A 12,581-nucleotide genomic window follows, 5' to 3' on the forward strand; every position below is an offset into this window, starting at 1 on the left:
TGATTATTATGCAGTCTCAACTTCCGAAAAAAACTGTTGTCCACTCTCTTTTAGCACTGAAAATGCTAAGTCACATGACTCTGAAACAAGTTCTAAGGCTTCTTTAGAAGAAATTTTCTGAGTATCACTTTTAAAACTAGAAGCGTGGAGGCTAGACAAGCTATTTTTGTTGGTGCCTTGAACATAGAATAATTCATCATTTTTCAAGTGCGGATTGTGCAAGCGTGTAAAACCTTCTGGTTTAGCTATTTCATCTTTCCTATCGGTAATAAAAAAATTAGGAGACATACCTAATTGAGGAAAGCGAGCAAGCCTTGACCAACCAACTTGGACGACAAACCCGCCTTCTTCACTTTTAATACCAAAAACCTCAACAAACAGCCAAAGGTCGCTCCGTACTCGATTAACAAATACTGCCGCTCCGGGTGTAATGTACGGAGATTTCTCTGTAAAAACTTCAAAATTGCTCAGGTCATTCTTAACCAATTGCGTAAACCTTTTGCGAAGCGCATTGGAGTATTCTTTTTTCATTACTACTTATTATCTCTCAAAAATTATAGTGCTAAAAACATATTGGCGAAAAGTCGTTATTTTATCGTCTAACCTATTCTAAAGAAACGGGTTAGATAAATCACCAATTCCATAAAGCCATAAATATGGTCTATTGCAGATGCATTTGGACCTAAAAGTTTGTTGAGTCTTGCAACTGCGGCAGGTGATGGTGGTTTGAATGCGAAGACGGCAACTCTACCTCCATTTCCTGCATTTTGCGCAGCTTGCAGCTGACTCACAAGCCTGTTTAATGCCTGTCCTGAGCGCGGCGGAATTTGATATTTAACTTCAAGATTAAGCACTCTATCTTTTACCTTCACAACAAAATCCAAGAAGTGTCGTTTTCCTTGAGGTGTAAACATTTGGACATTTCTGGAGATATTTGCACCAGGTATTTTACGAAGTATTAGGAATACAATCTTTTCAACTGCATACCCTAGACTGCGTATGACTACGCCTCCGTATAGTCGTGACGTCGCAAAAGCAGGTCCAACTCTCGCAACATGGCTCATAACTATTGCGTTTGCCCTCACCACGAAGCTGGCAGAAACAAATCTTCCGTCTGGGTCAAAATTGTTTATAGGGTCATTATGTACATAATTATATTTGTGGAGCGTGAGTGGATCATACCTAAAGCCCGGAAAGGTATCCATGGTTAGGAACCTTGCAAAAGAAGGGTCGTAATACCGTGCTCTTAGATAGTAAAACCCAGTATTCGGATCTACTCTTTCGCCAGTAAACAAATGAACATTTTTAGTTGTCCCTGTTTTACCGACAACTTGTCCAAATGCTTCATATGTATATGTATCAGTAACTTGACCGGAGCTGTCAGAGAGCAGTCGAGTACTGTGATTCCCATCAAAATGGAAATACGAAATACCATCGTTATCTTTTTGACTAATTAAATCGACACCATAAGTGTAAACGGTAGTATTGTTTGAAAGGCCATTTGTTTCTGCTATTACTCTTGAGTGTTCGCTATTTAGATCGACCAAATACGTCAAGTGAGTTATACCCTCAATCAGCATTGAGCGACGATTGCCCATAGCGTCGTAGGTATAGCTAGCATTAAGGCCATTTTCGTCCGTTGAGACAAGTCTATTTAGTTTATCGTAAGCGTAGTTAGTTACGTTGTTAAAAGTAGTCTTGCTAACTCTATTTCCGTTGCCATCATAACCAAAGAATGTATCACCAACTGATATCAGCCTGTCATTTACATCGTAGTTATAATTTGTTGTAGTACCATCTACAGTCTTTGAAATACGATTTCCAACAGCATCGTATTCATAGGTACTGGATGATATTGTTCCATCTGCGCTAGAAACGGTTTCGCTCGTGAGTCTGTAAACATTATCGTAGGTATAAGTGGTGACTCTCCCTGTATTTTCAGTCAGCGACAAACGATTGCCTGCAGGGCCGAGAGTGTAACGATAGCTCGATAGCGTATTACCATCGCCATCAAGTTGAGTTAGCTCAATTAACCTATCTAAATTCGAGTATTGATAAAGTGTTTGATTGCCATTTGGCAGCGTGACACTAGTACGACTGCCGACTTCATTGTAACGATAAGTTGTTTCACCGCCGTCCATGTCAATTGTGGAAATAATACGATTTAGAGCATCATATTGATATTCTATTGTGCCTTGCGCTATTTCAAGAGAAGTCTGATTACCCTCGGCGTCATACGAATATTTAACAAAATCACCAGACGAATACTGAACTTCTACTAACCTATCAAGCACATCATAAAAATAGCGAGTGACCCCAGTTTCGTCAGTCATTGTGGCAATTTCACCGGTGTTCGTGTATTCGAATAAATGCTCTATTCCGTCGGACAAGGTCTTTCTGACTAACCTATTGTTGCTGTCAAACTCATAGAGTATTTCATCACCGTTGAAATCTACTTTGCGTACGACATTGCCGATTGCATCGTAGTCTTTGATACTGACTAGGCCATTCGGTAGGGTGTGCTTAACAATTCGTCCTTCTTTATCATAGACAAACTGAGTTACGCGTCCCTCTGCATCGGTTTCGCTAACTTTGTTCCCAACTTCGTCATAGGTATAGCTGGTAGCATCGCCAAGTTCATTTATTACACGAAGAAGCTTTCCTCTGGGGTCGTATTCATACTCCATTACCTGACCAGCTTGATCAGTCACGCTAACAATCTGGCCTATAGCATCATATTCGGTACGACTTTCTGTGCCATCATCATAGGTTGTAGCGATTTTCTTATCGTCTGAATCGTAGGTATGAGTTGTTTCTCTTCCCAATGCGTCAGTGATTTTAATTAAGTTTCCATTTGGGTCGTACTCATATTGAGTTCTATTTCCCAGCGCATCTACTTTCGCGATCATTCTGTTTGCGGCGTCGTACTCATGCTCAGTTCGGTTGCCTCGACGATCAATTTCAGCTACTAAATTGCCGTTGGCATCATACTCTTTTGTTATTTGAGTATTGTCAGCAAATATAGTCTGAGAGTGCCTATTTAAAGCATCATAAACAAAAGTGCTTGTTCGACCATCTCTATCTGTCGTCGACACTAAATTACTCATTCCATCATAAACATGAGTTTCTTCCGTGCCATCTGGATAGACAGTACGTGTCTTATTCTGGCGAGTATCATACTCGTGCGAGGTTACAAAGCCTCTAGCATCTACATGCTCAATGATGTTCCCCACAGCATCATATTGATACTCTACCCGCTCTCCATAAGCATCGATTTCAGCAATAATTCGATTGTTTTTGTCGACTTCGGTGCGTCTGATAACTGTTGATTCAACACCTTCAGATGTAATGCTATAACTCAGCCCTGTCTGATTACCATTGATATCATATTCAAGAGTCATTGCATGACCATTCTGGTCAGTGATGAGTGTTGCTTGCCCCCTGCTATCATGCTCATATCGTATAATATGGCCCAGAGCATCTGTTTGTGATGTTTGATTTCCTTGAGCATCATAATCAAACAACATTTCGTTACCTAAGCCATCAGTCACTGAAGTGATGTTTCCTTGATTATCAATGACGTTTGATGTGGTATTTCCATTAGGAAAGGTTGTTGATGCAATCGCACCAATGTCGGTATATTCAATTGTTGTGGTATTGCCGAGAGGATCGATTTCTATCGTTGGGTAATCATTTTCATTGAATACCGTTGTGTATGTATAACCTCTAGCATCTGTTTGACTAGTCTTATTGTCTTCATCGTCAAAGGTGAAAGTTGTTTCATTGCCCAGTGCATCAATAGTCGAAAGAACGTTACCACGGTCATCGTAGGTGTATATCGTCGCATTTCCGTTTTGGTCACGAATAGTTTCTTGATTGATATCAAGATCACGTTCTAAGACGAGCTCATTACCTTCGGCATCGACCATTTTCAGCATGCGGCCATCGTCATCGTATATGGTTCGACCGATTGATCTACCAAGGGGATCATTTATTTCGATAAGTCCATGATTTCTATTGTATTGGTAGGTCGTTTTATTTCCTTCTCTATCGGTAATAGAGCTAAGGTCGCCGTTTGCATTGTAAGTGTAATTAATACTTTCGCCATCAGGCCCAGTTACTTGCGTAATACGATTATTAGAATCTCTAACAAAATCCAGTCCTTGGCCGCTGCTGTGCACTATTCCATTGTTAGTGTAATTAAGTTGGTTACCGCTTTGATCTTCAATTCTACGAATACCGAAATTTTGGTCCAGAATGTAGGTATATCCTTCCTTAGTAGTTAATGTATAAACATCAGGGTCGAATGTTCCTCTACCAATATCTAAGAGTCTACCGCCATTGAAAATAAGGCCAGTGGAGTTGTTTGCACTAAGTGTACCTTCTGTTCCAGGTGCGGGTTCAAATCCGACACTCACAAAAAGTGGAGGAAACAGAATGGAGCAATTATTTTGTACAACTACATTGAATTTTAATGCTCGGCGCTCTGGTAACTTAATTTTCACAAAGTGAGGACCATCTGGCTCTATACACCTATTCGGGAAAAACAGTGTGCCGGGCACTGTGGTCATTACGAAATTGTCGCCGAGGTCTTGGCTTTCTTGGATATCTACGTCTTGATAATCAACACTCCACCCAAAACCAAAGTCACCACTAATTTGTCGATCTCGAGAATCATAATTTCGATTAACAGAGACAGATAACCCCCCTAAAGGCACTACAAGATCTTGGAATCCTATTGAAAAATTACCCACAGGTGTGTCTTGAGCAATTTCGAATACACTTGAGTCAATAGTTTTATTGCCGTTCAGGTCGATAACCTCTAGTAACAGATCATAAATTCCCGCTCTTAGCAATGTAGGGTCGATAGTGCCTAGCTGACCATTTTGTACTCTGCTAGTGCTAGTACTAATTTCGAAAAAATCTCCAGAATCTTTTGGCGCTACCAGCAGTCTGTATTCAGCTAAATTAAGGTCGAATGCAGTACCTAATACTGTGGTAACTCCAAATATTTCGCTACTAAATTCCGGTGAAGTGAGTTCTGCAATCGGAATATCAGTATCTAATGGGTCCCTGACGGTGAAAGCATCACTAATGGAAACAGTTTCATCACCGCTAGTTACGCTCGCCACAACCGTGTAGCGTCCAGGTTGCTCCGCAATCGTAGACGCTTGTCCTTGATTAATGGCCGTATCGATACCATTTATTGAAAGGCTTAACACTCGGTTTTCAATGCCGCCTTTACCAATCACTGTGAATCTAACTTCTTCTCCAGAGTCGGCAACCAGTGGACTAATATTGATATTAACGTCGAGTGGTAATGCAAATTCAGCTACTGAAATTAAAAATGACTGTTGAGTTTGACTTTGCTGATCGCTTACTACAACACTCACCGCTTGAGTTTCTGCCTGTTGAAGGCTTGGTGTCCACGATATCAGACCGCTGCTGTTGTCTATAGTCATACCTGTTGGCGCGTTAGCTAGCCTAAGGCTTAGCTCATCATTATCTGCATCACTCGCGACCACTTGATATTGGTATGCTTGTCCAACAAGTGCCGTTAAATTTGCACTGCTAACAATTTGGGGAGCTCTGTTAATAGTCGAGTTTTGTTCAACTTGAATGCTAAACCTCTGAACGGTTTCTGCGCCTTTCGTGTCAATGGCTACTACTTCAACACCATTGATATTAATCTGATTATCGCGAGGTACCCACGAGATGTTGCCAGTAGTTTGGTCGATTACCATACCTTCAGGCGACAAGTTCAATTCATAACGAATACTGTCACCGTCTGCATCACTTGCGATTACAGGATAATTGTAGACGCTACCAACGGCTGCATTTAGCACCGGACTGCTGGAAATAACGGGCGACTCGTTTGTTGTACTTTGCTGTTGTGCTACAGAGATAGGGAAGGTTTGTTGAATAAAACCTCCTGCATCATCGTTAACTCGCACGACGACGTTGTTACTACCGACTTGTGCCGCAGTCGGAGTCCACTCAATTAATCCGCTTTGAGCATCTATTCGCATACCATTAACAGATGAAAGTAGTTCATAACTTAGAACGCCACCGTCAGGGTCTGACGCCGCTATTGCGTAACTATAGGGTGTATCTATAAACGCGTTGGTGCTTGGAATACTACTTATTGTTGGCGGAGAGTTAGAAGCAGGAGTATCACTAACTATAACGTTAAAAGTTTGGATGTCGTTCAAACCAGATGGGTCACTTACGCTAATGGTTATTGCCTGTGGACCAAGTTGCTGTGCGCTTGGAACCCATTGGATTAGACCATTATTCGGATTAATCACCAACCCCAGAGGGCTATTCAGTGCGGTATAGGTTAGAGGGTCATTATTACCATCCGATGCAACAACAAGATATTGATAAACGGTGTTTGAGGTGGCGACAGTTACGGGCGACGACTCAATAATTGGCGCCACTGGTACCGAAACTGATCCAACTAATAACGAAAAGCTCTGTTCGTCGGTCTGTCCATCTACATCTGTCACTCTAATAGTAACAGGCTGACTACCAACCTGAGCATTGTTTGGAACCCACGTGAACAATCCGGTATTGCTAATTAGCATGTTCGATGGGGTATTTATCAGTGAATAACTGAGTGGACTGTTATCTGGATCCGTAGCAACAACTTGGTATTGAAAAGATTCACCCACTGTTGCAAATCTGCCAGGCTCAGAGGAAATAGTAGGAGCGTCGCCACTGTTTTGTACGTTAACAGTAAAGGACTTTTCATCAAAAAGGCCAGCAGCATCAGTGACTCGCAGAACGACAACATTGTCACCGACATTATTGTTGACAGGTAACCATCGTATTTCGCCACTCTGAGCATCAATTCTCAGATTACCAGGCGCTTCAGTTGCACTGAAGGTGAGCATGTCGCCCATGTTTTCATCACTGGCGATTAAGGTTTGGACGTACAGTGTATCTTCTTGAGCTGGTGGCAATGATTGCGTAGTAATCACAGGGGCTTTATTGGGTTCTTTTACCAAAATGCTAAAAGTTTGGGTTCCTGAAGCTCCACGCTGATCAGTAACAATAATACTTAAAGCCTGCTGAGAACCAATTAACGCCTCTGGCGGGGTCCAGTTTATGATCCCCGACAGAGGTTCTATTGTTAGGCCTTCGGGGAAATCACCCAAGGCAAATGTGAGGGAATCTCCGTTTCCATCTGATGCGGTAACTTCGTACACGTAGGTTTCTGTTGCAGTAGCACTTACTATCGGTTGACTCGTAATTAACGGAGGTATATTCCGTTCTATAACGCTGATGCTGAATGACTGGCTATCGCTAAGGCCTGCTACATCCGAAACTAACACAGTGACGTCGAAGTCTCCTTGCTGGCCCAGTGCAGGTGTCCATGTAATTAAGCCCGTATTTGAGTCAATGCTCATTCCGTCAGGAGCCACAGACAGCCGGTAGCTGAGAACATCTCCTAGGTCGGGGTCATTCGCTGATACTTGGTACAGATATTCAGTCAACTCAACGCCACTACTATCAGGCGTGCTAAAAATGGTAGGAGCTTGATTCGTATTGGCAACGCTAATAGTAAATACTTGTTCGCTAAATGCACCTTGGTTATCAATGGCTCTCAAAACAATAGACTGTAGACCAACTTGAGCATTCAGTGGGGTCCAATTAATTAACCCACTTTGTGCGTTGATTGTCATTCCAGTAGGTGATACCTGCAGAGCATAAGTCACACTATCTCGACGATCAGGATCAGTCGCTAGCGCTGTATATTGATAACTTTCTCCTTCAGTTGCGATGTTTACTGGAGTTGAGATAAAGCTTGGTGCAACATTTCTATTATTTAATCTACGTGCAGTTGGAGTAGCGCTTATCTCTCGAGAACGGCAGATTGCTTGCCCGCTACTATTTAATTCATCAACAACATAATAATACGTAGTATCAATATCTAAACTAGGGTCTAAATAGGTTGAATAGCGATTATCTGTTTGGGCAATACGTGTGTAAGGTCCACCTTCATTCTCACTGCGGTATACCGCATAGCTTGAAGCGCCCGTATCGGTCCAAGTTAACTGAACTTTTGTTTGTTTAGGCCTTGCCGCAAAGTCGGTCAAGCAATTACATAGCAAGTCAGATGCGTCTCGGATACTGACCTGAGTAACTTGCGTATCAAAGAGATTACCTCTGCCGCTAGAAGGGAAAGACTCGGCGTTGTTATCAGTTACCTTAAGGCGAATGATGTGGTCACCAACACCTAAGCTAGTAAGTTGAGTAGTCGCATCAACAAATGCAGTGTTTGCATCGTCGAAAATCTGATCATTGTTTAGATCCCATTCATAGCTAATTATCCTGTTTTCAGGCAGACCTGGTTCGCTTAGTCCATCATCAGGGTTGACAGAGTTTCTGCCATCTAATCGCCAAACTGCAGTCTGAGGACAGAATAAGTATGGTCCACCAGCAATAGCAGTAGGTGGCAGCGGAGGTAAATTCACATTGACGATTATTTCGGTTTGTGCAGATTGAGGTGTGCTGTCGTTGTCGGTAACTCTTAGCGTAATTGGGTAATCACCAAGCGCTGGAAAAGTTGTAGTAACTATTGGACCCGAGGTGTCAAAAATACCGTCGTTATCTAAGTCCCAGTCCCATGCAACAATATTGCGAGCTTCTATTTGGTGAAATGACGCTGAACCATCTAAAGTAATTGTTTGGTTAACTAAAGCGGGGTTAGGAGTGGCTTGTGCAACGGCGACAATATCTCCGAGTGGCCGCTGATTGAGTATTTCGTCTACTTTTATAGCTAATAAGGCTTCGGTAAAGGATTCTGCATTTAGACCCCCATTGCGAAGAAATGATAGATCCCATACGGCGCCCCCATTTTCGATTGCCAAATCAACATAATTTGCGATTGTACTGCCCGCACCGTTTGTCGCACTTGGGTTTGCGCAAACTAAAAAGCTGCCGCTACCGTCAGCTACGTAACCATTTCCAAATGCATCCATTCCTAGGGCTTGTGTGCCATCTTCACATTGGATATTCACCCTTAGAACAGCATTTAATAAAGCCCGGTTTTCATTTAAATTATCCAGAACGGTTTGGTAAGTAATACTCGACAAGGTATTATCCCTGTCTTCGTCTGTAACCAAAATGATGTTAACAACCGCACCGTTTCGCCGTTCGTATTCCGATAAGGCAAATTCTATTCCTCGCCACCCGTCTTCTGTTCCACCACTGGTTACTAGATTAGCTGCAGCTGTAACGAACTCGCTTTCGCTGCCAAGCAATCCGTCGCCAACGTTGATAGATCTCGGAACGACTTGTCTATTCCCAAAGCCAACAAGTCCGAAGAGATTCTGCTGTGCTTCACTACCTATGCCATTTGCTTTGAGTTCAGTCTCTAAAAAAGGGATGGCTTCGGTAATCCATGCCTGTTCAGTCCTCATTGATCCAGATTCATCTATGACAACTATTACGTCAGCTGACACCGGAGTTTGCGCGAGACTGCTGTGTGAAAAAGCAGCGATAAAAATAAGAATAATTAAATATGGAAGTGAATTTGATTTTCGCACTTTGAGCGGTCCTTGTGTGTGACTGTATGCCTAAATGACTCCAATCATGGACGCAAAGCGGCGTTCGGGCGGGCTAAGTGCTATCCGTGATTGGTGTTTAGTGAAGTTTCCATTCGATATAATATAATTAATAGCACAGAATAACGCATTTCATCTACTCATAAAATGAACAATTTAGTTAAAAAATAATCAGTTCATACTTATTTCTTTCGATTTGTTATCGATTGATGCGTTTAATGGAGAGTTTCTGCCGCAAGCTGCGACTATTGTCCTAGCGTAAAAGTAAAAGGGCACATGAATGTGCCCTTGCTTTGTTTTTCAATCAAAAAAGTAGCAATGATTGCATTGCTTTACTTTACTTAAAAGCGATAGCTCGCACTGGCGTATACAAAACGACCTTGACCACTGTGAATGCTGTTCACATAACCAAAGAAGTCATGATGACTAAACGGAGGCTCTTCATTGAACAGGTTTGTTGCACCTACGGTGAGCGTGGTGTTTTCGATGCCTCGATAATTTACCACCAAGTCAACAGTGGTCATCGCATCAACCGTTTTATCACCAAAGCCAGAATCGGCATCACCGGCAAATTCGCCAACGTAGTTAAGTGCGACTGTTGCAGTAAGGTCATCCATGGCCCAATCCATCGACGTTGTATGACGCACTTCTGGTTGCTCGAACTCGCCCTCACTTAAATTAAGACGAACGCCACCTTCTGCATCTGGGCGGAATTCTTCATACTTTAATACGTAGTTCATCACGAAACCGAAGCGGAACTCGCCCACATCAGAATTCAGCTTGTAGCCAAGATCTAAGTCGATACCAGAGGTTTCTAAATCACCAATATTTTGGAAGGAATCAAACACACGTACCACTTCACCCGGATCATTTGGGTTCGCAGTAGGAATACGTTCAACTACCGTAGGGTCGTCGCCAAAGTTCGTGAATACAAACTGTGTATCTGAATCGATGATGTTTTCAATATCGTAGCTATAATAGTCGAGTGAGACATCAAGATCGTCACTAAATGCAAAGATGACACCTAGGTTATAGCTTGACGATTCCTCAGGCCCGAGATCAGGGTTTCCTGCAAATATCGCAGTATACTCTGCTGGGGTACAACCCAAGTCAACTGCATTACAGCGAACGGTATCGACTAAATTAGGCGATTCATCAGTGCGGCCTAGACCAAGTTGGTGTAGTGATGGCGCTCTGAACGCTGTACCGTAAGATCCTCGGAATGAAAGATTATCGAGCGGTTTAAACAAGAAGGATACTTTCGGATCGGTAGTCGTACCAAAGTCGCTGTAGTTTTCATGGCGAACAGCGAATTGAAGTTCAAGCTCGTCCAGCACTGGAATGGCAAATTCAGCAGAAATCGACTTACTGTCACGGCTGCCATTAGCTTGCGTTGCCTCGGTACCAAACACTTCGCCACGTAAGAACTGGTCGTCTGGGTTGTCGCTTATGGCTTCTTCACGGTACTCAGCCTTAAGCGCTAGCATCAAATCACCAGCATCCATTTCAAGCAGCGGGCCTGAGAAGGTTAAATCAAAAGACTTATTGGTTGATTTACCCACACGGGTGGTGGTTGTTTCAATGAAATCAAGCGACTCTTGAGAGTTAGCTGACGGCTCGAAGGGGTTCCACGACTCATTATCAATCGCCTCTTGTACGCGACGAGAGTTAGGGAAACCATCTACACCACGCTCAACCGACTTACTCTTTATATAGCTATATGCTGCTTCCCAATACCAAGTATCGAGTTCGCCCGACAAGCCCATGATAGTTCTGAAATAGTCAGTATCAACGCGTTTTTCACGGTTACCTATATCAACGGTTCTGCGGCGCATAGTTAGGTCTTGACCAAAAAACGGACTACTCGGGTCATCGGCAAAAGGATGGTTAGCGTTGTCGCCGTCCATGAATAATTCGTTGAAACTCGGGCTACCTGCGCCTCGTACTATTGACTTAGAGTTTTGACCATTAAAGTCGATGAAGGCGCTCATGCTGTCGCTTATTTCATATCTGCCGAGGTAGTTGTAGCTAAAACGCTCTGCGTCGGGGATCATGGTCATGACCGGTGCGTAGTCATAGCGACATAAGTTGTTTGCACGATCGATATCTTCGGCTGGACAACGATCGTTTCCGAATTCATCAATGATGCGATTGGTAGGATCCGAGCGAAGTGCAATCGTGCCTGGTATGCCCGATGAACTTCTAAAATCGACTGCATCGGGATCGTTTGGACGAAGCGTAGTTTGGTTTGCTGAACGAGAGTAGCTTCGGTCTGCGTACAATACTTCTGCCCGATCGAAATAATCGAGAATGAAGGTATGGCTCATTTTCTCGTCACTCGAGCCCCAGATAATATTGAAGTTCTGTTCTTCACCGCCGCCATCTGCGGTCGTACCAAGCTTTGCCGACACTTGAGCACCCTCAAAGTCGTCTACTAGTACGATATTGATAACACCCGCTATCGCGTCTGAGCCATAGGTTGCCGAAGCACCATCTTTTAGGATGTCCACGCGCTTAATCGCGGCCAGTGGAATGTTGTTGATATCGACAAAAGCTGTGTCGATGCCTTTTGCAAAAGGTGATACAGACACACGGCGACCATTAATAAGTATTAAGGTAGAGTCTGCACCTAAGCCCCTTAATGAGACACTTGAGCCACCATTTGCGGTATCGTCACTGCTGTTGCCTTGAGTAGAAAAAGTACCTTGCCCGGAAATCGGTAGCTTGGTAAATAGACTGATTAAGTCGGTCACACCAGTATTCGCAATTGCTTCTGCATCAAGAGAGGTGACCGGTGACGGCCCTTCTTCATCAAGACGTTTTATAAGTGAACCGGTAACTGCAATACGTTCGATATTATCGTCTTGCTCTTGAGCAATCGCATTGGCTGAACCGGAAGAAAGTGCAACACACACAGCCGCGGCTGTGAGCGTGAGTTTTGAGCTGTATTTGAACATAAAATAATCCCTATTTATTTGTTTGTGTGATTACTGCCTTGAAGCTTCCATA

3 protein-coding genes are annotated in these 12,581 nt (G+C 43.1%); all 3 read right to left on the minus strand.

All coding sequences use genetic code 11. From position 1 onward, the window contains the following. Nucleotides 1-6 precede the first annotated feature (6 nt). The 3 genes from ISG33_RS08660 to ISG33_RS08670 all read right to left on the minus strand — a co-directional run bounded on the left by ISG33_RS08660 (nucleotide 7) and on the right by ISG33_RS08670 (nucleotide 12,529). Complete coding sequence (locus tag ISG33_RS08660; RefSeq protein WP_195733208.1) at nucleotides 7-531, minus strand: hypothetical protein; 525 nt, start codon at nucleotides 529-531, stop codon at nucleotides 7-9. A 68-nt stretch (nucleotides 532-599) separates the two neighbouring features. Beyond that, the gene (locus ISG33_RS08665) at nucleotides 600-9,554 is read right to left on the minus strand and encodes a putative Ig domain-containing protein (RefSeq protein ID WP_195733209.1); all 8,955 of its coding nucleotides are present in this window, start codon (nucleotides 9,552-9,554) and stop codon (nucleotides 600-602) included. Nucleotides 9,555-9,913: 359 nt separating this feature from the next. Continuing rightward, a complete protein-coding gene (locus tag ISG33_RS08670; RefSeq protein ID WP_195733210.1) occupies nucleotides 9,914-12,529 on the minus strand; it encodes a TonB-dependent receptor in 2,616 nt (871 codons plus the stop codon). Between the last annotated feature and the right edge of the window lie 52 nt (nucleotides 12,530-12,581).

The sequence above is a fragment of the Marinibium conchae genome (genome assembly GCF_015595035.1).
Lineage (GTDB): Bacteria > Pseudomonadota > Gammaproteobacteria > Enterobacterales > Alteromonadaceae > Glaciecola.

Excerpts from the sequence above, each read along its gene's own strand:
- ISG33_RS08670 (WP_195733210.1), bottom strand. The coding sequence starts at position 12,529 with ATGTTCAAATACAGCTCAAAACTCACGCTCACAGCCGCGGCTGTGTGT.
- ISG33_RS08660 (WP_195733208.1), bottom strand. The coding sequence starts at position 531 with ATGAAAAAAGAATACTCCAATGCGCTTCGCAAAAGGTTTACGCAATTG.